Origin of the sequence: Bacillus sp. SN32 (genome assembly GCF_002837495.1) — a bacterium.
Lineage (GTDB): Bacteria > Bacillota > Bacilli > Bacillales > Bacillaceae > Bacillus > Bacillus subtilis.
The window spans coordinates 456,714-479,049 of sequence record NZ_PJCT01000001.1 but is presented as its reverse complement, the minus strand read 5'-3'; the positions used below and the strand labels follow the sequence as shown (position 1 = coordinate 479,049).

The following is a 22,336-nucleotide window of genomic DNA, read 5'->3' as shown; positions in this document are numbered from 1 at the left end:
CTCCTTTTATTTAACCAGCTGATGCTGGAGTGTTTTCAATTTCAAATGGTAGCTGAACAAAAATTCATACGCTTCAAGCACTCTTTTTGCCTCAAATGCTGTTCTCCCCCAAGCCGTAATACCATGATTTCGGATCAGAACAGCTCCTGAATCTTCTGAAATCTCTTCCGCAAACAGTGCCGCAAGCGTCGGGATATGTGCCGGATTTTCTATAATCGGAATGGTCACTTCTGCGTTCTCTTCCCACAAGCCGAGTGCTTTTATAATTTCCTGGCCTTTGAATGTGATTTTCTTTTGGTCTCCGTATAACTCTGAAATCACATTATTGTTTACCGTATGGACATGCAGGCAGCATCCGGCATTGGTTTTATTGTACAAATGTGTATGCAAAAGCGTTTCTGCTGACGGTTTCAGAGAATGCCCGCTTTCAGCAGGCTCTCCGTTTTGATCAACCAGCAGAAAATCTTCAACCGTCTCTTTGCGTTTATCTTTTCCGCTTGCAGTGACGAGAAATGTTAAAGGATCATCTGTAACCTTAATTGACAGATTGCCGCTAGTCGCCGGAAACCAATCTCTCTCTGCCAATTCCCGTTTTACTTCAGCGAGCTCTCGCCAGCGTTCTTGTTTTGCAGCCATTCCTGTACCTCCTTTACATTCTCAATTTCCTTTGTTATCTCATAAAAATCTTGATACGGAAGATGATTGAGGTTTTGCTCCCGGCATTCGTTTAATAAATAATCCCTTGCAAAGCATAGGTCAGACAGCTTTGCTGCCTCCACATCTGTAACCGAATCACCGATCATGATGATATATTGGTTCGGTTCAGAAAGTTCATGGATGACCGACGGCTTACAGCACCCGCATTGATTGCTGCATGTGCCCTTGCAGGAATGAGGCCAGTCAATATGGATATAGTCATTGTCAAATGAAGCATGGTTGCAATAAATGCGGTCTTTCTCCACAATGCCTTCAAGCAAAGGATATACAAAAAAGTCCATTCCACCGCTTATAACATAAAACGGAATCTCGTGCTCATTGATAAATGCTACAAATTCCCGAAAGCCTTCCCTGATTTTTGCATCTTCTAATACAAAACTTGTAATCTCTTCTTTTAAACTGCTGGGCAGAAGGCCGAACATCCGCCCGACACCTTCCTTGATCGACAGCGTTTTGGAAAGTACGCCGTCTTTTAATGCCACCCACTCTGGGGGAGCAAATGTTTTCATGATATTTATAATGTTGTCGTTCATCGTGATGGTTCCGTCAAAATCACAAATAATAAAAGGTTTTCGAGTCGTCATACGGCTTCAACCTTTCCCCATTTATCTAGCGCAAGCTTAAGGTCCTTGCATTGTTCGGCTTTTTCATCAATCGGCTGGGCCTCTAGGACCGCATCAATAATGGCTCTGAACGCTCGCCCCCCGCCTTGGGCACCGTTCGGATGTCCATGTACGCCTCCTCCGGCGTTAATAATGTGGTCTATGCCGAAATCACGCATTAATAGCGGAACCATGCCGGGATGAATGCCTGCTGACGGAACAGCAAATGTTTGGTTAAAAGCATCCTCTCTCACACATTCTTCATGAATCGCCAGTGCATCTGCTCTTGGAAGCGCAACCGAACCATATGGAGACGGAAAGAGGCTGAAGTCAGCACCGCAATATCGGTTTAATTTTCCGAGTAAAAGAGCGTGAGAAAAACCGTAAAACGGAGAAGACGTAAACGCTCCGCTCACTGCTGGATGCGCCATAATCGGAACTGGGATTTCAGGATCTTCTGCAAGGCCTTGCATAACGTCCAAGCCGTAAGCGAAGACATTAAACAAAAGCGCATCCGCTCCCAACTCGGCGGCGCGTCTCGCTTTGTCTTTCAGATCAGCCGTACGTCCGGTCAAATTCACCGCATACAGCGTTTTATGTCCGGTTTGCTCATACGTTTCTTTCAATATTTGCTTTCCTTCTGCAATTCTTGTTTCAAAAGGCGCTAGACCAGTCTCAAAGAAAATTTCATCGTCTTTAATCAAGTCAACTCCGCCAAGCGCCTGCTGCCGGAGCTGTTCTTTAATATCACTCAGGTCCCTTCCGATTACGCCTTTAAATATGCTCATTAACAGCGGTCTCTCAAACTCTCCCAGCAGCTTCCGGATGCCGTATACGCCAAACTTCGGTCCCGGCAGTGCACGCTTAAATGCTTCAGAGAAGTGAAGATCGATTAATTTGATTTTTCCGTCCAGGGACAGCTTGCCAAACACTGTTGTCAGCAAAGCCGGAATATCCTGAGAGAAATTGATTTCAGGATAGGCAATTGTGATGACCGCTTGTTTTTCTGATGCAGCAGTTCCCTCTCTCTCCTCAACTTTTATCACCCGCCCCTTGTGCTTTTGCATTTGCTCCTGTTTTACAAGGGGCAGATCAGTCCAGGAGCCTACTGTCAATCCTGTTGCGATTTGTTCTGCTTTCTTCTCTGTATCGGCTCCCGATTCGGTCAGGAGATATGTCGCTAATAACTCACTCATGCCAGAGCTCCTTTCATTTTCATCCATATCAAAAAACCTCTTCAAACTGCAATCGCGTCTAAAGAGGTTTCGTTTCTCGTCCGAATCTTATCTCTCAGCCGCTAGCTGCAAGAATTAGCACCGTGCTTTATAAGTCGGTTGCCGGGCTTCATCGGGCTCGTCCCTCTGCCTGCTCTTGATAAGAAAATATAGATTTTATAAATTATTTTGAATTATCCCATCGTTATAAGGTCTTGTCAATGCTTTTTTGGGTAAACAGGTTCAGTTTGCCAATTCGATAAGCGGCTTCCTTAAGTCTTTCTTCACTTGTTAAAAGTCCGACTCTGACGTAGCCCTCGCCATATTCACCGAAGCCGTTTCCAGCCGCAACTGCCACATTCGCTTTTTCCAGCAAAAGATCTGAGAACTGCTCAGAAGTATAGCCTTCAGGCACAGGCAGCCATGCAAAAAAAGAACCTGCGGGAGCTGTTACATCCCAGCCGATTTCCCGGCATGCCGTGATCCAAGCGTTTCTCCTGCTCTCATACCTGGCATTTTGCTCTGCCACACACGTCTGATCGGCTAACAGTGCCTCTGCTGCAGCCTCCTGAGTCGCTCTGAAAAGACTGACAAACATATGATCTTGATAAAGATTGATCGCTTCAATGACCGAAGCGTTTCCGACGGCAAAGCCAACCCGCCATCCTGCCATATTATACGTTTTTGACAGCGTGTAAATTTCAATTCCGATATCCTTCGCACCTTCAGTCTGCAAAAAGCTTAAAGGCTTGCAGCCGTCAAATCCTACAGCGCCGTAAGCAAAATCATGAACGACGCAGATTCCGTTTTCAGCCGCAAAACGCACGGTATCTTCAAAGAACCCGGAAGTAGCAACAGCTCCAGTCGGATTATTCGGATAATTTAAATACATCAATTTCGCCTGTTCCCTTACTTCAGCGGTTATGCTGCTGTAATCAGGGAGAAACGCCCTGTCCTTTACGAGCGGCATCATTTCCATCTTTGCTTTTGCAAGTGTGACACCCGACCAGTAATCAGGATAACCCGGATCGGGAACTAAAATCGTATCACCGGGATTCAATAAGCATTGCGGGAGCTCGACTAGACCGGCTTTTCCGCCGAATAATACAGCGACTTCGGTTTCCGGATCCAGATCAATGCCGTATTCTCTTTTGTAAAATGCAGCAGCCGCTGACTTCAGACGGTATGAGCCGCGAAAAGACGAATATTTATGATTCTCAGGATCAGCAACAGCTCGTTTCATCTCCTCAACAATATGCTCAGGAGTCGGCTGATCTGGATTTCCCTGTCCTAGATTGATAACGTCATGTCCTTCTGCGAGCTTTTGGTTCACTTTCTGCACCAGAGAAGCGAAGAATTGTTTAGGCAATTCCTTCAATACATGAGACTGTTCAAATTTCATCTATTCTCACCTTCTAAAAAAATCTTGAAATGATAGTCCATCATCATATATGGTTAAATGAAAAAAGTAAAGAAAAATTTGGGGTGTTAAAAAGATGAAATGGACGATATCTTGTCTTCAATTTGATATTTCATACGGAAAACCTTCGGAAAATATAAAAAAAGCTGAATTTTTCATCGAAAAAGAAAGCAAACATGCTGATGTTCTTGTTCTGCCTGAATTATGGACGACCGGATATGATCTGGCCAATCTTGATGAACTCGCTGATGAAGACGGCCGATCCGCTCAGAGCTGGCTGAAGAAAACGGCAAAAAAACATGGTGTTCATATTGTCGCCGGATCGGTCGCTGTCAGGAAGAATTCTGATGTTTATAATACAATGTACATCGCGGATAAGGAAGGGCAAATCATTAAAGAGTACAGAAAAGCCCATCTTTTTCAGCTGATGGATGAGCATCTGTATTTATCAGCCGGTTCCGAAGACGGATACTTTGAGCTTGACGGCGTCAAAAGCTCTGGATTGATCTGTTACGATATCCGTTTTCCGGAATGGATCAGAAAACATACGACAAAAGGCGCCAACGTGCTGTTTATTTCTGCGGAATGGCCTCATCCCCGCCTTGATCATTGGAAAAGCCTGCTTATTGCGCGGGCCATTGAAAACCAATGCTTTGTCGCAGCCTGCAATTGTACCGGTTCAAATCCGGATAATGAATTTGCAGGACATAGCCTGATTATTGATCCATGGGGGCGTGTACTTGCTGAAGGCGGCCGGGAAGAAGGCATAGTCCGAGCGGAAATCGACCTTCAAGAAAGCGCAGAAGTTCGGGAGAGCATTCCTGTTTTCGATGATATCAGAAAAGATTTATATTAAAAATATATTGACAACTAACTAAATTACCTGTTACCATGTTCATCAACTGATAAATTAGAATTGTCAAACAAGTGAATATATTCTCTTATCGAGAGTTGGGCGAGGGATTTGGCCTTTTGACCCCAACAGCAACCGACCGTAATTCCATTGTGAAATGGGGCGCATCTTTTTCGCGCCGAGACGCTGGTCTCTTAAGGCACGGTGCTAATTCCATTCAGATCTGATCTGAGAGATAAGAGAGGCGGACATAGATGTTAAGCCTCCTTCTCTCTGAGAAGGAGGCTTTTTTACGGCCACATATTAAGTGATTACATAATTGGAGGTTATGATGATGGGAGTCACAAAAACACCTTTATACGAAACGTTAAATGAAAGCTCCGCTGTGGCGTTGGCGGTGAAGCTTGGCCTATTTCCAAGCAAAAGCACGCTGACATGCCAAGAGATCGGAGACGGCAACTTAAATTACGTTTTTCATATTTATGATCAAGAACATGACAGAGCATTGATCATTAAACAGGCGGTTCCGTATGCAAAAGTGGTGGGAGAAAGCTGGCCGCTGACAATCGACCGTGCAAGAATCGAAAGCAGCGCTCTCATCCGTCAGGGCGAGCATGTGCCTCACCTGGTTCCAAGAGTTTTTTATTCTGATACGGAAATGGCGGTTACCGTCATGGAGGATCTCTCTCACCTCAAGATCGCAAGAAAAGGACTCATTGAAGGTGAAAACTATCCTCATCTGTCGCAGCACATCGGTGAATTTTTAGGAAAAACACTTTTCTACTCATCAGATTACGCGCTTGAACCTAAGGTGAAAAAACAGCTTGTTAAACAGTTTACAAATCCAGAACTATGCGACATTACGGAAAGACTTGTTTTTACAGATCCTTTCTTCGACCATGACACAAATGATTTTGAAGAAGAGCTTCGTCCTTTTGTCGAAAAGCTTTGGAATAATGACAGCGTTAAAATCGAAGCCGCTAAGCTGAAAAAGTCATTTTTAACGTCTGCAGAAACGTTGATTCATGGTGATTTGCATACAGGAAGCATTTTCGCAAGTGAGCACGAAACAAAGGTGATTGATCCTGAGTTTGCTTTTTACGGACCGATCGGCTTTGATGTAGGGCAATTTATCGCCAACTTATTTTTGAACGCACTCAGCCGTGACGGGGCTGACAGAGAGCCGTTATATGAACATGTCAACCAGGTCTGGGAAACGTTTGAAGAGACGTTTAGTGAAGCCTGGCAGAAGGACAGTCTGGATGTTTACGCAAACATCGACGGTTACCTCACTGATACGCTCAGCCATATTTTTGAAGAAGCAATCGGATTTGCGGGCTGTGAGCTGATACGACGCACGATCGGCCTTGCCCATGTAGCTGACCTGGATACGATCGTGCCGTTTGATAAACGAATCGGCAGAAAACGCCTGGCGCTCGAAACCGGCACAGCCTTTATCGAAAAACGTTCGGAATTCAAAACGATAACAGATGTTATTGAATTATTTAAGTTACTTGTAAAGGAATGATCCATTCATGACCCATTCATTTGCTGTTCCACGTTCTGTTGAATGGAAAGAAACAGCTATTACCATTTTAAATCAGCAAAAGCTTCCTGATGAGACGGAATATTTGGAGCTGACGACGAAAGAGGATGTATTTGATGCGATTGTCACGCTCAAAGTAAGGGGCGCTCCGGCGATCGGCATTACGGCTGCCTTCGGACTGGCGCTTGCTGCCAAAAACATTGAAACAAATAATGTCACGGAATTCCGCCGCAGACTGGAAGACATCAAACAATATTTAAACAGCTCACGGCCTACCGCCATTAATTTGTCATGGGCGCTTGAGAGACTGAGTCATTCGGTCGAAAACGCGATTTCCGTAAATGAAGCAAAAACAAACCTTGTCCATGAAGCCATTCAGATTCAGGTCGAGGATGAGGAAACGTGCCGGTTGATCGGCCAAAACGCCCTGCAGCTTTTCAAAAAAGGCGACAGGATCATGACAATCTGCAATGCCGGCTCAATCGCGACAAGCCGCTATGGAACGGCGCTAGCTCCGTTTTACTTGGCCAAACAAAAAGATTTGGGATTGCACATTTATGCCTGTGAAACAAGGCCTGTCCTGCAAGGTTCACGCCTTACTGCTTGGGAGCTGATGCAGGGGGGCATTGATGTCACTCTGATCACAGACAGCATGGCTGCCCATACGATGAAGGAAAAACAAATTTCCGCTGTTATCGTCGGAGCCGACCGAATTGCAAAGAACGGTGATACGGCAAATAAAATCGGCACATACGGTCTTGCTATTTTAGCAAACGCCTTTGATATTCCGTTTTTTGTCGCCGCACCTTTATCTACATTTGATACAAAGGTCAAATGCGGCGCTGATATCCCGATAGAGGAACGGGATCCCGAGGAAGTCAGGCAGATTTCCGGAGTTCGGACCGCTCCATCCAATGTGCCTGTCTTTAATCCCGCTTTCGACATTACACCTCATGATCTCATTTCAGGAATCATCACAGAAAAAGGGATTATGACCGGAAACTATGATGAAGAGATTGAACAGCTGTTTAGAGGAGAAAAGGTGCATTAAAAAACCGCCGGACTTTGCTCATTTGGAGCCGAGTCAGCGGTTTTTTTGTTTCTTTTTGTTAACATTGATGATTTCATCTTTTTGAGCGCTTGATAAGATATGCAGTTTCACAAACAGTTCGGCAAAAACGACAAGTTTCTCAGAGCGGCTCGGCTTCAATTGCTTTGTCCTCCTTTTTCATCAGACCAACTTTTTTAACTTAATAAAATGATATGTCGGCCGTGAAAAAAGGGAACGTGCCATATGTTTTATTTTTCTTTATAGGAGATTCGCTCGATGTTTAGCAAAAATGCTTTGATCTCCGTTTTGGTTCCGGCGTATCCTGTTAACGCACTGTTTTTGCCGATCACTCTGTGGCACGGGACAAAAATCGGCAGGTCATTACGTTTATTAGCCTGTCCGACAGCGCGCACCGCTTTCGGACTGCCGACCGCAGCGGCAATATCCGCATAGCTTCGGGATTCGCCATATGGAATCCTCTCCAGCGCCTGCCACACTTTTTGCTGAAAAGGAGTGCCCTTTTGGCTGAGCGGCAGGGAGAATGTCTTCCTTTCGCCTGCGAAATATTCTTGAAGCTGTTGTTTCGCTTCTGCAAGATTAGGTGTTTCCTTGTGCTCAGTATTCTGAACCGTTTCTTTCCAATCCACCCAATCTTCCTGACTGAGAAATAGACGAGTGATCCGGTCCTCCTCTTCGGCAATGATAAGTTCACCGAGTGGCGTTTCGGCTGTCGTATAGTAGTTCATTCATCATTCCTTCTTTCTTCAGCATTCTGTCTGACAGGAAGCGTAATATGGAAAACGGTGCCCTTCCCTTCTTCACTTTCTACCATAATCTCGCCTTGATGTTCTTCAATAATTTTATAGCTTACCATAAGCCCAAGTCCAGTTCCCCGTTCCTTTGTCGTATAAAATGGTTCACCAAGGCGCTTTAATTTATCTTCTGTCATTCCGATTCCCTCGTCTTTTAAGGAAATAAGAACATGATCTTGATCCAATGCCCTTATCGTTACAAAAATATTTCCGCCGTCAGGCATCACTTCGATGGCGTTTTTTAATATATTGATAAAAACCTGTTTCAGCTGATTCGGTTCACAGTAAATCGGGGGAATGTCGTCAATTAAATCAAGTTGCATTTGTACATTGCTGAGATTGGCTTGCGCATTTAGAAGGTCTATCGTGTCCCTCATAATTTGGGTAACATGTTTTTCCTCATACATAATGGCCTGGGGCTTAGCTAAAATCAAGAATTCGGTGATGATGGATTCGATGCGCTTTAGTTCTGAGGTGATCACGTTGAAGTAAAGGGCGTAGTCTCCCTCGACACTCCCTTTCAGAAGCTGAATGAAGCCTTTAAGAGCAGTCATCGGATTTCTGATTTCATGAGCAATGCCGGCTGCAAGTTCGCCGACAACATGAAGGGTATCTGATTTGCGCAGGCGTTCCTCCAATTCTTTTCGCTCTGTTACGTCTTTAAAGATAGCCAAGTTCATATTTTGAATAATATTCCGTTTAAATGAGAATTCGAGTTTTCTGTTATCACCGCTGCTCAGCAAAAATGGAATTTCGTTGTCCATTTCATCAAAATTAATCTGCCTTGCCGGTGATGCCAGATTTTCTATTTCATAAGCAGAAATAATGTCTAACAGGCTGTGCTGTTTTATCTCTTCATGTGACAGGCCCAAAATATGGCTTGCTAATGGGTTGGCGTCGATGATCCTGTATTGATTGTCGAACAATACATTGCCGTCCATTGAGCCGTTGAACACTTTTCTGAATTTCAGCTCGCTTTCCCGAAGCTCCTTTTCCATCCGCTTTCTATCGCTTACATTTCTTAAGATCGTCAAATGCTGATTTTCAAGGATTGTCCGTTTTGAAGTAAATTCAAGCTCTTTGAATTGCCCGTTCCCCATTTGAAACAGCAGCTCTTCTCTGATCTCTCCGTATTTTGCGTATTTCCTTTTCGTTATGCTGTATTTCTGCTGCGAGTCAACGAGAAAATCACACAGCTTTCTTTTCAACAGCAAATTCATCGGCAGCTCAAAAATTTTACAGGCTGATTGATTCGCTTTTACGATTCTTCCGTCATTCGACCAGATGATGATGGCGTCCATTGCATTTTCAAAGATTTCTCTGAAGCGCTCCTCACTTTTAAAGAGCTGCAGCTCCATAGACCGCTTCTCTGTGATATCCCTCATAATGGACATATAAAAACCGCTGATGATGTTTGATGTAATCGTGAATTCAAATAGTTTTTGAACTCCTGAACGAAGCTTGACAGGCAGCTCCCCCTTCGCTTTTCCCTTGCGGTTGAGCGCCTTCCAGATATTGTCGAAATCTTTTCGTGAGCCGCTGTCTATGAACTCATACAAAGATAAATGAGACAGCTCATTATGATTGATTTCAAAGCTTTTACAAAAGGACAAATTGGCATCAATAAAACCGCCATCTTTATCAAACAGGACGATTCCGTCAACTGCTCTGTCAAACAAGTCCTTAAAAAGCTGTTCATTCATAGAGAATTCCCGCTCCAGAATCTTCTTAGAAGATATGTCCCTCATGACAACAAAAAAGAAATCCTCACCAATGCCTCTTTTGGCCAGAAACTCTATGTATTTTGTTGCCCCGCAGTCAAGCCTGATCGGAACCTCCTTCCACAGAAAGCCTTTTTTAAAAAACTTCTTTACGGAAAGATTCAGTTCATCCTTTGGGATTGAAAACAAAAAATCCAAAACAGAACGCTTTTTCAAATCTTCCGAGTCAACTTGAAGCATCCTTTCTGTTGCTTCATTTGCCTGAACAATCCGCATTTCGTTATCACAAATAAAAATAGCATCGAGCGTATTGTTGACAATCACTTGATGCTGATTCAATTCCTTTTTCAGTCGCGCGTTTTCTTCTTTGAGGCGATTCAGTTCCTCTCGCAGCTCCGAGTTTGTCTGGACACCAAGAGTTTCCATGCATGTACACTCCTTCTTCAAAACCTATCCCTCAATATTTCTACAAAATGCGGGAACTTCCTTCATTTGCCCTATAAATTTCAGAAAATTTCAGCGCCATTACATTACGAAGACATTTTCTACGATCCTTACCGTCACTTTACATCGACCTAACAATCAGCATTTTTTTAGATTCCTTTTTCATCTTTTATTTTAAAATATGTACCAGCAGGGAATAATCTCTTAGTGACTGATGAAAGAGAAGGTGATGCTATGAGTAAATCGCGGGACAGTTATTTCGATAACGCAAAATTTTTATTGATATTCCTTGTTGTATTCGGTCATATCCTTCGTTCCTTTATTAATGATAATCATTTTATGCTCTACCTCTACAAGTTCATTTACACATTCCATATGCCTGCATTTATTCTTGTATCCGGTTATTTCGCGAAAGGCTTTAAACGGGCGGGATATGTAAAAAAGCTGGCGGTCAAGCTGATTATTCCGTATTTGATTTTCCAAATCATTTATTCCGTCTTTTATTACATTATGCAAGATGAAAGCATGGCAAATGTGAACCCGATTGATCCGCAATGGTCGTTATGGTTTCTTGTAAGCTTATTCTTTTGGAACCTGCTCCTATATCCTTTTTCAAAGCTTTCAAAGCAGTGGGCGCTGTTTGTCAGCTGCGGAATCGCCGTGCTGATCGGTTATCTGGACTTTGTCAGCAGCACGCTGAGCTTGTCACGGACATTCGTATTCTTACCGATGTTCCTTGTCGGTTTTTATTTAAATAAACATCATTTTGATTTATTGAGATCAAAACGCGGCAAACAAATTGCGCTCGGAGTGCTTGCCGCAGTATTCGTCATCTGCTGGGGCATCGATTTTGACTATTCTTTTCTGTTTGGTTCAAAACCGTATTCTTCATTTGGAGACGTTACCCTTGTAAGCGGACTATCCCGAATCGGCTGGTATGTACTCGCCTTTGGGGCAACCTTCAGCTTTTTAGCGCTTGTTCCGCAAAAACGGTATTTCTTTACCAGATGGGGAACCCGGACATTTTACGTGTATCTGCTTCACGGGTTTATTATTAAAACATTACGGCAGGTCGGGCTTGAGGATTGGCTTACTGACTATCAAAGCTTAGTGATCCTCTTGCTTTTAACAGCAGCCCTGACATCAGTCCTCTCCAGCAACTTTGTTAAGACAGTCGCTCAGCCCTTCATTGAGCTGAGGATGACCAGCTTATTGCAATTTGTCAGAGGAACGGGCAAAAATGCTTATTTAAAATAGAAAAGCACCTCTTAAGCGGACGCCGCCTAAGAGGTCTTTTTTATTGTTGTTTTTTGTTTTTTTCTTTTTTCTTTTCAGGCTGGGTGACTTCCAGCGTTTCGATGATCTTTCCGGCATTGTAATCCCCAAGTTCACTTGAGAATTCTTCCTCCAGCACCTTTTTATTCATAGGCTTTTTATGATTTTGCATGTCTCTGCTATGACGGTTTTTCTTCACAATTACATGCCTCCCTGCTGGCCCTGTTTGGAATTGCGGTTTGCCCCTCTAAAATTGGGGTCGTCATGATATTGTGTCTTATATGAATTGGGGTCCATGCTCTCGGTAGGTGTATTGTTATTTTTAATGGCTTCATTCACTTCAGCTTTACGCTTCATACGAATCCTCCTCGCCAGTTTTCAGACATTTTACTCACTTCAAGATGCAGGAGCGTTAATTGCACCTGTCGAAGTTAGGTTCTCCAACTGAACAGGAGGCACACATCTTTTTTTTGGCAATCAAAAAACACCGCAAAATATGCGGTGTTTTGCCTATCCGATAATCACTCTTTCCTTCGGATAGTGATAATTCGCTTCAATTTCCTTTCTTCCGATCAGATACAGGAAGGTCAGGATGCCGATTCGCCCGATAAACATGACAACCATAATGACGCATTTTCCAACACTGCTCAAATCTGCCGTAATTCCAAGCGACAGGCCTGTTGTACCGAATGCCGAGCACACTTCAAACAAAAGCTCCAGCAGGGAATGCTTTTCTGTAATGGTCAGAATGAGTGTCGCGCCAAAAACGAGCAGGATCGCCATCATCGTGACAACAAGCGACTTCATCAAGTCAGCAGGGTGTAGCTCCCGTTTGAATACCTTTACGGCCTTATTGCCGCGGGCAAAATGAAACAGCGCAAGAAGGTTCAAAGCAAAAGTCGTTGTCCGTATGCCTCCCCCGACTGAGCTTGGCGACGCTCCGATAAACATCAGCGCACAAATAAAAAAGAGTGTGGAATCTGATAATTGGCTGATATCGATTGTTGCCAGTCCCCCGCTTCGGGTTGCCGTTGATTGAAACAAGGACAAAAACAAAATATCATGCCATGATTTTCCTGCGAACGCATGGTTTGCTTCCAGGGCAAAGATGCCAATGGCTCCAAACAAGACAAGTGAGCCGAACGTAATCGTCGTGATCTTTGTAAAAAGCGTAAATGGATAACGCCGATGCTTTGAAAACAGGAAATCCTTTACTTCAACAAGCACGGGAAATCCAATCGCTCCAAATATAATTAAAAGCATTGTAATAAACTGCACAAAGTAATCGTGGCGAAATGGAATCATCGAATTACCGGTAATATCAAATCCGCCGTTTGTCGTTGCACTGATACTGGCAAAAAACCCGTGTAAATAAGCTTCCTGATAGGAGTCATAGTAGGTTAAGAAATATGTGCCGAGTATCAGCCCGCCAAAAAATTCAATCCACAAGATCAGAAACAGTACTTGCTTCATCAGATTGACAATTCCTGAAAACTGGGATTGGTTTTGATCAACCATAATCAGTTTCCGTTCTTTCAGCCCGATTCGTTTTCCCATGATCAGCCAAATGAACGTTCCGAGCGTCATAATTCCGATTCCGCCAAATTGCAGAACAAATGCTAATATAAAAATCCCTATTGTGCTGAATGTATCAGCTGTATCAACTACCGTCAGCCCCGTTACGCTGACTGAACTGACAGCTGTAAAAAGCGCATCAATAAACGTCCAATCCGCCCCCGGTTTATGGGCCGCCGGCAAACTCAGCAATATAACGGCCACAGTAACTGCAAGAAAATAATATAATGCGATCAGCTGGGCCGGTGACAAGGCCTGTATCAATTTTCCAAACTTTAATCTCATGTAAAATCCTTCTGCCTCTCTTTTTAAGTACGGTAATTATTCTAAAGATATTAGGTCCATTTTTAAAGGCTTTTACGAAACATTTTCTTAACTTGCTTATTTTTTTATGATTTTAGTCAATGGATAAAATAAAAAACCTCTGAGAATTCTCTCAGAGGAACAATGTGTTTGTATTATTTAGCTTCCAGCCGTCTGATTCGCTCATCTAAATCAGGGTGAGTAGAGAAAAGCGAAGAGCGCTTCTTGCCATTAATCTTTAACGTTTGGACAGCTGTCTGATCGTCTTCCATAATCCGGGAAGAATAGCTTTTAAGCGTCCGCAGCGCATGAATCATCTTGTCCTTGCCGGCAAGATCCGCTCCTCCCCTGTCAGCATGGAATTCACGATGGCGTGAATACGCAAACACAACCAGGCTGCCAAGTATCGAAAAGACAATCTGAAAAATAATCATTGCAATAAAATGAACGATCGGCGCTAGATCTTCTTTGACAAAACGGCTTGCAATCCAAGCGGCGATACGCGATAAAAAGACGACAAAAGTATTAACGATACCTTGTAAAAGCGTCATTGTTACCATATCACCATTTGTGATATGCGCGACCTCGTGGGCAAGCACACCTTCAACCGCTGCGTCATCCATCTGCTCCAGCAGCCCTGACGATACTGCGACAAGTGAGCGGCGTTTTGACGGTCCAGTCGCAAACGCGTTTACTTCAGGTGAACGGTAAATCCCGACTTCCGGCATTTTCGTTAAACCGGCAGAGCGGCTTAATCTGTGAACACGATCAACCAATTGCTGTTCCTCATAGCTGAGCGAGTGTTTTTTCGGATTCAGCACTCTGACGCCCATCATCGTCTTTGCCATCCATCTGGACATCGCAAGAGACGTAAAGGAACCGACAAATCCAACGACTAAACTGAACACAAGAAGCGCCATTGGATCGATACCGCCATCAGCTGTAAAGTACGTCCCGACTCCTGTAACAGAGCTTAAAACAGACAAAACGATCCCGATTGTTGTAAGCACCAAAATATTCGTTAGAATAAACAGAAAAATTCTTTTCGCCATAACAACCTCCGTTATTTTAAGTTCAAAAGAACCCGTATATTTAAATTATAAAACATCCATTTGAAAATGCAAGGAATTCGACGTATGATGTTAATGTAATTTGCTGACGCTTGAATTTTGAACTTATACATAGACCTATATCCGCGTCAAATTGTTTAAAGAGGTGAACAATGAACATTTTTAAACTCTCTCGAACCGATATGGTGCGGCTGCTCTATTCCCTAAAAGGACAAGGAGAACATAGCCCGCTCGACATTCTCGTCCAATCAGCGAACATGTCAGCAGAAAAAGCAGCCAATCATCTAGAAATTCCTGAATTTCTTACAAGATATGAACGAAAAAAACAGAAAAAAGAATACGGACTGTCTACAAATGAAATCGTAGAGCTTGGCAACTTATGCGAGCTGACTTCGTTAAAGTCAACCGCGATTCAAAACTGGGTAAAGCGTGATATCAAAGATCTGATCGGACACCCTGAGCTAGGCAAAAAATACTCAATTGAACAGGCAGTTATTCTTTTAATTGTACGTGATTTAAAATCCATTTATGACTTTGAACACATACGGGCTATTTTAAAAGTGGCCTTTAACACAATCTCAGACAGATCTGATGATGTCATCAGCCCGATTGCTTATTATGAAAGCTGCGCATATGTGCTTGATGCCATCCATCACCAAGATACTCCTTCTATGAAAGAATCAAATCTGCAGGAGATCGCCGAACAGGAGACAGAGCGTCTCCGTCACCGTTTTGAAGAACTGAATGACAGCCAATGGCTTAAAATCAGACAGATTATCGCCATTACAGTCCTCTCCATTTTGACATTCCATATTCAGACAACCGCACATAAAATGACAGCAGACATTCTATAGTCTGCGTCACCCCGGCTCAGAGGCCGGGGTTTTATTTTTCTCCACAACAATTGCCAGCATAAATAAACCCCGTATATTTCAAACTAAATACGCGTTAAGAATTTCTTTATCGAAAAAGGAGATGAAAAAGATGGCGAGCAGAAATAAACTCGTTGTTCCAGGGGTGGAGCAGGCACTAGACCAATTTAAACTCGAAGTGGCTCAAGAATTCGGTGTGAACCTTGGTTCTGATACAGTCGCACGCGCTAACGGCTCTGTAGGCGGAGAAATGACAAAGCGGCTGGTACAGCAAGCACAATCACAATTAAATGGCACAACTAAATAAATTCAGGTCTTTATTCGCCGGGGGCACTCGGCGAATCTTCATTTTGAGCTGAATTATTATCACTGCTGTAGCCGTTTGGATTACGTCGGTCTGAAGCGTTATCCCTTCTGGACGAAGAACGGTTCTTGCCTTGTTCACCATTGTTCCAGTCCCTGTGATATTGGCTTTGGCCCTTGTCAGCGCCGTTATTTTCATTTCCTTTATCTTGAGGATCTTGTATTGGGGTTTGCTCATGGTCCCCATCTTTTTCGGTATTTGTGTTTTCATCTGATTCCTTTATTTTTTTATCTTTGTCACTATCATCAATCTGGTCATCCGCTTTCTCTTCTTTCTGGTCTCCGGAATCCGCATCATTCAGCTGTTCATTATCTCCTTGCTTGCTGTCCTGGGTGTCAGTTTGATCGGTGTTTTCATCCTCATTTTCATCACTCTTTTGATCCTCTTCCCCGGATGGTTTGCTGGAGTCATCTTTTAAATCTTTATTGTCATTCTTTTCATTTGATTTGATGTAGCTGCCTGTTGAGACGCCTTCTTTCTTCGCTTTTTCCCTCGTTTGCATATCTGACTCGAGAGATTCCATGCGGTATGTCGTTTTATATTTTTCAGTCACATCATTCAGCTGTTTTTTCACAGCCTTTTTATATGTATTGTCTTCTGTGTTTTCATAAACAGTGGAAATCAATATTTCTTTCGATTTCTTTACATACCCGTGTTCACTGCAGTCGGTTATAATATCGTCAATCACCTTTTTAAAATCAGTCTTCTCCCAATCATCTATATCATTCACGACTTTCTGTCCCTCATCGTTTAGAGGTGTCAGTTCAATCACTTCATAATCGCTGTTTAACGCCATTTCGACGCTTGGATTGATATCGATTGTCATATACGCATAGGCCTTATTATTAGAAAAAACGGGGAGAACTATAAAAATAAAAAGCATAATAGCAGTCATCGTAAAAATCCCCATTTTGAAAGGGCGCAGTTTAAAAAAATCAAAAAAGCTGGCCCTTCTGCCCATGCGTGTTTCACTCGGAAGCATGATTTCTTCACCGATTTCATAGCTGTGTCGATCATTTTTGGCTTTTAAAAATTGTCCGTCAGGGGTCAGCAACGTGACGAATTTTTTATTTTTCTCTATTATAATCCCTCTTCTCATGAGTGCAGCACCCCTTTAAGATAATCTTTTAAATAAATATAATCACCCGTAATGATAATACACATCGCAATAATATATTTTCTGTTTCTCTCAATCGTTTTTCGGCTTACAGAGACAAGCTGTTCAAGCTGTTTGACCGGAAGCTGCTTCTTTGTATACAGGATAGCGGCCAATTCTTCATGTTCAACAAGCGTCATTGCCACCTTTATGGCGTTTTGCCTTGCATCCGTGTGCTTTGGAGAATTTTCAAGCAGTTCTTTAAACGATAAACCATAATCCTTGAGCTGCTTTTGAAAATAGAGGATTTCCTCCCGCCTTTGCTCCTGTTCAATCTGACGGCGGTATTCATCAATGGAAAGCTCGGCTTCAATCAGGCTTTGTGATGACTCCTGATCGTCTCCTTCCTGTAAATCGATATTTATATTTTGTGCGCTTCTGGCTTCTTTTCTAATGTAATCAATGACTTTTCTTTTTATAATAAGCTCAGCAAATGCGAGCAGAGAATTTCCTTTTTCAGGTGAATATTTTTCTATAGCTTCATTAAACGCGATCAGTCCAATACTGAACTCATCGTCTTTTTCATCTATATATCGTTTACAAACGGATGAAACCGTCTTTGCGATAAATGGCTTATATTGCTGTATTAATTCATTTTGCAGATCTTTATTGCCTTTTTGTATACTTTCAACAGCTTTTTCAAGTGTTTGCTTCTTTTTTCCCAATTTAAACAAAAGGCTAAGCACTGGTTTCACCTCAGTTCCTCCCTATAACTACTCATTAATGATAGCTAATTTGATAGGGATTCGCAAAGGAGAAAAAGAAATATTGATTTCCAATGTCTCAATTATGACAAACCATTCTGACGTCCTATACATGATTTCGTGCCTTTCTAAAGAATTAAGGGGGTTTTATGCGTGTTTTTTGTAACAAAGATGTTATAAAAATGTTATTTTATTTCGCTTATGAAAACGCTTCAAACACAAAAAGACTCTGCTTTTAAGCAGAGTCTTTCAGATTACGCCCGTTCACGGGTGCTGTTTTTTTGTTCGTTTTGTGCGCCCTCCGGCTGTTTTTTCCCACCTGACATAAACCAGCCGCAAACCGCGATTGCTGCTAAGACACCCCAGAATATCAGCTTCCATGTTTCAGAATGAATAAAGTGCTCAGAAACAACCGCTATGTCGCGATGGGCAAGCGTATATAAAGCAAGCTTCACTCCGACCCAGCCGACAATCACAAAGGCTGCTGTTTCTAGGCTTGGACGTTCCTTTAATAACTTCACAAACATGGAAGCCGCAAACCGCATGATCACCAGTCCGATGATACCGCCGGCCAAAATGACGAGAAATTGTCCTCCGTCAAGTCCGCCGATCTTCGGGAGTGACGTCCCAGGAAGTGTAACCGCCAGCGCTACTGCTGCTAAGATGGAATCAACAGCAAACGCGATATCTGCCAGCTCAACTTTTAAAACAGTCGGCCAAAAACCGCTTTGCTTCGTCTCTTTATGTGTATCTTCTTTCTTAAATACATATCTTTTCAATAAGTGGCTTGCTGAGATATACAGCAAATAGATCGCGCCAATCGCTTGAACCTGCCATACGTTGACCAAAAATGAAATGGCGAATAAAGAGCCAAATCGCAGAACAAAAGCCCCTGCCAATCCATAAAATAACGCTTTTTTTCTTTTTTCCTCCGGCAAATGTTTTACCATTACCGCCATAACCAGCGCGTTATCGGCGGCTAAAATCCCTTCCAGCCCGATCAAGACGAGAAGAACCCAACCATACTCTAATAATAATGCTGCATCCATAAATGATACCCTCCCAAAAAAGTTGTTTTCTTTCTCTTCATCCGATCTTATGCCGGCCGGACCATGCAAAAAAGACCTTTGCCGACATAAGGCAAAGGTCTTGCTAGACATGAATTCAGGCATGCCAACAAAGCCGATGGATACAATCCATGAAATGACGACTTTGTTTCCGGAGTACATTCCGGACGCTACTCCCCTTTGGGATTTCAAGAAATATGATTTTATACGTCAATGATATGCGCAGCGCAATGATTTGTCAACGTTTATTTTTTAAAAATACAGATAATTGTTCGGAATGCGTGCGTTTCTTCCTCTTTTTCATCAGTAAGTAGAGCAGGAACAGCGCCAAAATCGCTATCCCGATCGGAAGCATATATTGATCAAGAATAGAGCCGACTTCCTTCCAATTTTCACCGAGCTTCACACCGAGATAAACATATACAAATGTAATCGGAAGCATAGCAATGAATGTATAAAGCGAAAACACCCAAACATTCATTTTTGCAATTCCGCACGGTATGGAAATCAATGTCCTGATGCCAGGCAAGAAACGGCCGCTGAAGGCGACAAAGCCCCCATGTTTTTTGAAAAAATTATCTGACTTATCAAGCGCTTCAGGTTTAATAAAGAGATACTTCCCAAAACGTTCAAGAAACGGCCTTCCTCCGTACCGGCCTATCCAATACAGCGTAAGCGGACCGGCCACTCCTCCAAGCGATCCTGCCAAAACAACGCCGGCAAGTGTCATATCGCCTTTAGATACCCAATAGCCCGCAAGCGGCAAGACGACTTCGGCCGGGATAAACTCAATACTGAGCGCTAGAAATATTCCAAAATAAGATAAGCTTTTAAATGCTTCAATCCATGACATAACCAGCTCTTCGATAGCCACCAACTCCCTTGTTTCATGTTTATGTATCATACATTTTTGTTTTTTCGGAAAACGTCAAGATGATTTTAACACATTTTTCACGGTCAATTGAACTAAAAACAGATCTTCCTCGTATTTCTATCGTTTTGAAGGCTGAAACTCTGCGGTTAAGCAGCCGATAATAAAGAGAGTCAACAAGACTGGAACACACGATACGGGGGGAATCTCCATTTGGAAATACACGTTACATATAATACGACGCTCATATGTTTATCTATTCTAATTGCCTGTACCGCCTCGTATATTTCCCTTGAACTTTCAAGGAAAGTCACCATCAATACAGGCTTAAAAAGTAAAATTTGGCTGATCGGCGGCTCACTTATTATGGGATTCGGTATTTGGTCAATGCATTTTGTAGGGATGATGGCCGTCCATATGGAAATGCCGATGGAATATGAATTCATGCCTTTAATGGCAGCCATTGGCGCATCTGTTTCGGGATCATTTGTGTCATTATATTTTGTCAGCCGGCACATTCTTACATATTACAGACTGCTTACCGGATCAGTTGTACTTGGCGCATCTATTGCTTCTATGCACTATATCGGAATGTCTGCCATTTCCCGGGTAATGATTATTTACGAACCGATTTTATTTACAGTTTCAATTATCATTGCGATCGCAGCCTCTTTCGTCTCGTTAAAAATATTCTTTGACTTGGCCGTGAAAAAACATTCTGAGCATCTTATATTCTATAAAGTCATCAGTTCAATTGTAATGGGTATTGGGATTTCGGGCATGCACTACACAGGGATGCTTGCGGCAACTTTCCATAAGAACATGGCTCCGCCCGGAAGCCATATGGAGGTGCAAACGTTTCATTGGTCAATTTTTGTTACTTTAATTATTTTTTGTATCCAAACGTTATTGTTATTCAGTTCCCATGCAGATCGAAAGTTTATTAAACAGAGCGAACGCATAAAGGATAACGAACAGCGATTTCAGTCTTTAATCGTCCACAATATTGATGCAATCTTTATTTTATCATTAGAAGGAGACATAATATCTTCCAATCACGCTGGTGAGGAAATGATCAGCAAATTTGGCTTCAGCATGCATGACTGGAGGAATTATACATCACAGAAGATTAAGCGCCTTTTTGAGCAAGTTAAAAAAGATAAACAAGCGATGAACAGCGATAGCGATCTTATCACTGAAAAAGGCCAGTTCCACTTAAATATTACGCTTATACCTGTTGAGGTCAATCAGGAACTAGACAGCATTTATGTCATTTGCAAAGACATGACGAAGCAGTACAAAGCAGAAAAAGAAATCCATAGAATGGCTCATTATGATTCACTTACAGACTTACCTAACAGAAGGCATGCCATCTCTCATCTAACAAAGGTGCTGAATCGCGAGCATTCCTTGCATTATAACACCGTTGTATTCTTTCTCGACTTAAACCGGTTTAAAGTGATTAACGATGCATTAGGGCATAATGTCGGTGATCAACTGCTTCAGTTTGCAGCTAAACGCCTGTCATCTGTAGTCCCTGATAACGGATTTATCGCCCGTCTTGGCGGTGATGAATTTATTATTATATTAACAGATGCCAATACAGGAACAGGCGAAGCAGATATTTTAGCAAGAAAAATTATCCAAAAATTCAAAAAACCTTTCAAAATTCAAGATCACACCCTTGTCACATCTGTCAGTATCGGGATTGCGATATCTCCAAAAGACGGGACGGATGGACTTGAATTGATGAAAAAGGCTGATATGGCGATGTATGCGGCTAAAGAACGAAACAAAAGCAAATACAGATACTATTCTTTTTCAATCGGCAACAAAGAAACCGTCAAGCTTAACCAAGAGATGGTACTCAGAGAAGCAATCGAAAACGATAGATTTGTGTTGCATTATCAGCCGCAATTCAGTGTGAAAAAACAAAAAATGACAGGAGCAGAAGCACTGATACGCCTTGTGACACCAGACGGGCAGCTGCGTCCGCCCGGAGAATTCATCGGTGTTGCAGAAGAAACGGGACTTATTATTGATATCGGAAAGTGGATTATAGATGAAGCATGCAAGCAGGCAAGGATTTGGCATGACAAAGGCTATGATCTTTCTGTCGCCATTAATATTTCCGCCAGACAGTTCCAATCCAAAGATCTGATTCCCCTCATCAAGGATACGCTTAATAAATACCAGCTTCCCCCGCAGCTTCTTGAAGTGGAGGTGACGGAAAGCATGACAATGGACAATCTCGATCACTCCAAAAAGGTTTTATCATCCCTAACAGAATTAGGAATCAGAATCAGTATTGACGATTTCGGTACTGGTCACAGCTCTCTTAGCTATTTGAAGGACTTCCCGATTCACAGGCTGAAGATTGACAAATCATTTATTGACGATATTCAGACCCATCCTAAATCAGAGCAAATTACCGGAGCTATTATTGCCATGGGGCATCAGCTGTCTTTGCAGGTGATTGCCGAAGGTGTGGAAAATGCAGCTCAAAAGCAGCTTCTTTTTGAAAAAGGCTGCGACCATTTGCAGGGCTTCTTTTTCAGCAGGCCAATACCTCCGGAACAATTCGAACAATTCATTATTGAACAGCCGTCGCAATAACAGCGCCGGCTTTTTTTCACCCATAAGTTACTACACATGAATCGTACTCCTTCTCTTCACACTAAAGAAAAAAAGGGGTTTAT

General features: G+C 42.6%; 22 protein-coding genes and 2 riboswitches. Of the genes, 7 read left to right on the top strand and 15 right to left on the bottom strand.

The genetic code is table 11. The features are described 5' to 3' along the window. Positions 1-6: 6 nt before the first annotated feature. The 4 genes from CW370_RS02645 to mtnE all read right to left on the bottom strand — a co-directional run bounded on the left by CW370_RS02645 (position 7) and on the right by mtnE (position 3,935). Positions 7-636, bottom strand: coding sequence for a methylthioribulose 1-phosphate dehydratase (locus tag CW370_RS02645; protein ID WP_024572992.1), 630 nt, complete (start codon positions 634-636; stop codon positions 7-9). Beyond that, positions 594-1,301: a 2-hydroxy-3-keto-5-methylthiopentenyl-1-phosphate phosphatase gene (gene mtnX / locus CW370_RS02640; RefSeq protein WP_024572993.1), complete on the bottom strand. Its 708-nt coding sequence runs from the start codon at positions 1,299-1,301 to the stop codon at positions 594-596. Before mtnX ends, CW370_RS02645 begins: the two co-directional genes overlap by 43 nt. Beyond that, entirely contained in the window at positions 1,298-2,515 is a 1,218-nt protein-coding gene (gene mtnW / locus CW370_RS02635) for a 2,3-diketo-5-methylthiopentyl-1-phosphate enolase (protein ID WP_032680283.1), read from the bottom strand. Before mtnW ends, mtnX begins: the two co-directional genes overlap by 4 nt. Before the next feature lie 84 nt (positions 2,516-2,599). Further along, a riboswitch (SAM riboswitch) is annotated at positions 2,600-2,700 on the bottom strand. Positions 2,701-2,738: 38 nt separating this feature from the next. Further along, positions 2,739-3,935, bottom strand: a complete 1,197-nt coding sequence (mtnE, locus tag CW370_RS02630; protein ID WP_101169476.1) for a methionine-glutamine aminotransferase — start codon at positions 3,933-3,935, stop codon at positions 2,739-2,741. A 94-nt stretch (positions 3,936-4,029) separates the two neighbouring features. Here mtnE and CW370_RS02625 point away from each other — a divergent pair, with 94 nt between their 5' ends. The 3 genes from CW370_RS02625 to mtnA all read left to right on the top strand — a co-directional run bounded on the left by CW370_RS02625 (position 4,030) and on the right by mtnA (position 7,403). Then, positions 4,030-4,809 (top strand): carbon-nitrogen family hydrolase, encoded by a 780-nt coding sequence (locus CW370_RS02625; RefSeq protein WP_101169475.1) that lies wholly within the window; start codon positions 4,030-4,032, stop codon positions 4,807-4,809. Positions 4,810-4,891: 82 nt separating this feature from the next. After that, a riboswitch (SAM riboswitch) is annotated at positions 4,892-5,048 on the top strand. A 92-nt stretch (positions 5,049-5,140) separates the two neighbouring features. After that, positions 5,141-6,334 (top strand): S-methyl-5-thioribose kinase, encoded by a 1,194-nt coding sequence (mtnK, locus tag CW370_RS02620; RefSeq protein WP_003244973.1) that lies wholly within the window; start codon positions 5,141-5,143, stop codon positions 6,332-6,334. A 7-nt stretch (positions 6,335-6,341) separates the two neighbouring features. Beyond that, positions 6,342-7,403 carry an S-methyl-5-thioribose-1-phosphate isomerase gene (mtnA, locus tag CW370_RS02615; protein WP_101169474.1) on the top strand — a complete coding sequence of 354 codons (1,062 nt, stop codon included), beginning with the start codon at positions 6,342-6,344 and terminating at the stop codon, positions 7,401-7,403. A 33-nt stretch (positions 7,404-7,436) separates the two neighbouring features. On the opposite strand, the gene CW370_RS21160 is transcribed toward mtnA, so the two are convergent. The 3 genes from CW370_RS21160 to kinE all read right to left on the bottom strand — a co-directional run bounded on the left by CW370_RS21160 (position 7,437) and on the right by kinE (position 10,362). Further along, positions 7,437-7,562, bottom strand: coding sequence for a hypothetical protein (locus CW370_RS21160; RefSeq protein ID WP_042974389.1), 126 nt, complete (start codon positions 7,560-7,562; stop codon positions 7,437-7,439). 89 nt (positions 7,563-7,651) lie between these two features. Continuing rightward, the gene (gene ogt, locus CW370_RS02610) at positions 7,652-8,149 is read right to left on the bottom strand and encodes a methylated-DNA--protein-cysteine methyltransferase (RefSeq protein ID WP_029946306.1); all 498 of its coding nucleotides are present in this window, start codon (positions 8,147-8,149) and stop codon (positions 7,652-7,654) included. Next, entirely contained in the window at positions 8,146-10,362 is a 2,217-nt protein-coding gene (gene kinE, locus CW370_RS02605) for a sporulation two-component system sensor histidine kinase KinE (protein WP_029946305.1), read from the bottom strand. Before kinE ends, ogt begins: the two co-directional genes overlap by 4 nt. 252 nt (positions 10,363-10,614) lie before the next feature. Between kinE and CW370_RS02600 the strand changes: the two genes are divergently transcribed. After that, on the top strand, positions 10,615-11,637 hold the full coding sequence (locus tag CW370_RS02600; RefSeq protein ID WP_015252222.1) for an acyltransferase family protein: 1,023 nt from the start codon (positions 10,615-10,617) through the stop codon (positions 11,635-11,637). Positions 11,638-11,677: 40 nt separating this feature from the next. Here the strand turns inward: CW370_RS02600 and CW370_RS02595 are convergent, their stop codons facing one another. The 4 genes from CW370_RS02595 to htpX all read right to left on the bottom strand — a co-directional run bounded on the left by CW370_RS02595 (position 11,678) and on the right by htpX (position 14,585). Continuing rightward, positions 11,678-11,854 (bottom strand): hypothetical protein, encoded by a 177-nt coding sequence (locus CW370_RS02595; RefSeq protein ID WP_032680454.1) that lies wholly within the window; start codon positions 11,852-11,854, stop codon positions 11,678-11,680. A 2-nt stretch (positions 11,855-11,856) separates the two neighbouring features. Beyond that, on the bottom strand, positions 11,857-12,012 hold the full coding sequence (locus tag CW370_RS02590) for a hypothetical protein (protein ID WP_003232510.1): 156 nt from the start codon (positions 12,010-12,012) through the stop codon (positions 11,857-11,859). A gap of 153 nt (positions 12,013-12,165) precedes the next feature. After that, positions 12,166-13,515 (bottom strand): Ktr system potassium transporter KtrD, encoded by a 1,350-nt coding sequence (gene ktrD / locus CW370_RS02585; protein ID WP_024572814.1) that lies wholly within the window; start codon positions 13,513-13,515, stop codon positions 12,166-12,168. A gap of 173 nt (positions 13,516-13,688) precedes the next feature. Continuing rightward, positions 13,689-14,585 (bottom strand): protease HtpX, encoded by an 897-nt coding sequence (htpX, locus tag CW370_RS02580; RefSeq protein ID WP_003232513.1) that lies wholly within the window; start codon positions 14,583-14,585, stop codon positions 13,689-13,691. Between the two features lie 170 nt (positions 14,586-14,755). Between htpX and htpK the strand changes: the two genes are divergently transcribed. Next, entirely contained in the window at positions 14,756-15,457 is a 702-nt protein-coding gene (gene htpK, locus CW370_RS02575; protein ID WP_024572813.1) for a transcriptional regulator HtpK, read from the top strand. A 130-nt stretch (positions 15,458-15,587) separates the two neighbouring features. Continuing rightward, entirely contained in the window at positions 15,588-15,782 is a 195-nt protein-coding gene (sspD, locus tag CW370_RS02570) for an acid-soluble spore protein SspD (RefSeq protein WP_003218568.1), read from the top strand. 10 nt (positions 15,783-15,792) lie between these two features. Here the strand turns inward: sspD and rsgI are convergent, their stop codons facing one another. From rsgI to CW370_RS02550, 4 genes are all read right to left on the bottom strand, one after another. Further along, positions 15,793-16,938: an anti-sigma-I factor RsgI gene (rsgI, locus tag CW370_RS02565; protein ID WP_024572812.1), complete on the bottom strand. Its 1,146-nt coding sequence runs from the start codon at positions 16,936-16,938 to the stop codon at positions 15,793-15,795. Continuing rightward, on the bottom strand, positions 16,935-17,690 hold the full coding sequence (gene sigI / locus CW370_RS02560; RefSeq protein WP_003245855.1) for an RNA polymerase sigma factor SigI: 756 nt from the start codon (positions 17,688-17,690) through the stop codon (positions 16,935-16,937). Before sigI ends, rsgI begins: the two co-directional genes overlap by 4 nt. Before the next feature lie 263 nt (positions 17,691-17,953). Next, positions 17,954-18,748 (bottom strand): TerC family protein, encoded by a 795-nt coding sequence (locus CW370_RS02555; protein WP_442778187.1) that lies wholly within the window; start codon positions 18,746-18,748, stop codon positions 17,954-17,956. A 256-nt stretch (positions 18,749-19,004) separates the two neighbouring features. Further along, on the bottom strand, positions 19,005-19,670 hold the full coding sequence (locus CW370_RS02550; protein ID WP_024572507.1) for a DedA family protein: 666 nt from the start codon (positions 19,668-19,670) through the stop codon (positions 19,005-19,007). 180 nt (positions 19,671-19,850) lie between these two features. Between CW370_RS02550 and CW370_RS02545 the strand changes: the two genes are divergently transcribed. Next, positions 19,851-22,253: an EAL domain-containing protein gene (locus CW370_RS02545; RefSeq protein ID WP_024572506.1), complete on the top strand. Its 2,403-nt coding sequence runs from the start codon at positions 19,851-19,853 to the stop codon at positions 22,251-22,253. Positions 22,254-22,336: the final 83 nt, after the last annotated feature.

What these genes read in the sequence shown, in the direction of transcription:
- ktrD (WP_024572814.1), bottom strand. Translation starts at nt 13,515, where the DNA reads ATGAGATTAAAGTTTGGAAAATTGATACAGGCCTTGTCACCGGCCCAG.
- mtnW (WP_032680283.1), bottom strand. Translation starts at nt 2,515, where the DNA reads ATGAGTGAGTTATTAGCGACATATCTCCTGACCGAATCGGGAGCCGAT.
- htpX (WP_003232513.1), bottom strand. Translation starts at nt 14,585, where the DNA reads ATGGCGAAAAGAATTTTTCTGTTTATTCTAACGAATATTTTGGTGCTT.
- sspD (WP_003218568.1), top strand. Translation starts at nt 15,588, where the DNA reads ATGGCGAGCAGAAATAAACTCGTTGTTCCAGGGGTGGAGCAGGCACTA.
- CW370_RS02600 (WP_015252222.1), top strand. Translation starts at nt 10,615, where the DNA reads ATGAGTAAATCGCGGGACAGTTATTTCGATAACGCAAAATTTTTATTG.
- rsgI (WP_024572812.1), bottom strand. Translation starts at nt 16,938, where the DNA reads ATGAGAAGAGGGATTATAATAGAGAAAAATAAAAAATTCGTCACGTTG.
- kinE (WP_029946305.1), bottom strand. Translation starts at nt 10,362, where the DNA reads ATGGAAACTCTTGGTGTCCAGACAAACTCGGAGCTGCGAGAGGAACTG.
- mtnE (WP_101169476.1), bottom strand. Translation starts at nt 3,935, where the DNA reads ATGAAATTTGAACAGTCTCATGTATTGAAGGAATTGCCTAAACAATTC.
- ogt (WP_029946306.1), bottom strand. Translation starts at nt 8,149, where the DNA reads ATGAACTACTATACGACAGCCGAAACGCCACTCGGTGAACTTATCATT.
- CW370_RS02590 (WP_003232510.1), bottom strand. Translation starts at nt 12,012, where the DNA reads ATGAAGCGTAAAGCTGAAGTGAATGAAGCCATTAAAAATAACAATACA.
- mtnX (WP_024572993.1), bottom strand. Translation starts at nt 1,301, where the DNA reads ATGACGACTCGAAAACCTTTTATTATTTGTGATTTTGACGGAACCATC.
- CW370_RS02625 (WP_101169475.1), top strand. Translation starts at nt 4,030, where the DNA reads ATGAAATGGACGATATCTTGTCTTCAATTTGATATTTCATACGGAAAA.
- CW370_RS02645 (WP_024572992.1), bottom strand. Translation starts at nt 636, where the DNA reads ATGGCTGCAAAACAAGAACGCTGGCGAGAGCTCGCTGAAGTAAAACGG.
- htpK (WP_024572813.1), top strand. Translation starts at nt 14,756, where the DNA reads ATGAACATTTTTAAACTCTCTCGAACCGATATGGTGCGGCTGCTCTAT.
- CW370_RS02550 (WP_024572507.1), bottom strand. Translation starts at nt 19,670, where the DNA reads ATGATACATAAACATGAAACAAGGGAGTTGGTGGCTATCGAAGAGCTG.
- CW370_RS02555 (WP_442778187.1), bottom strand. Translation starts at nt 18,748, where the DNA reads ATGGATGCAGCATTATTATTAGAGTATGGTTGGGTTCTTCTCGTCTTG.
- mtnK (WP_003244973.1), top strand. Translation starts at nt 5,141, where the DNA reads ATGGGAGTCACAAAAACACCTTTATACGAAACGTTAAATGAAAGCTCC.
- mtnA (WP_101169474.1), top strand. Translation starts at nt 6,342, where the DNA reads ATGACCCATTCATTTGCTGTTCCACGTTCTGTTGAATGGAAAGAAACA.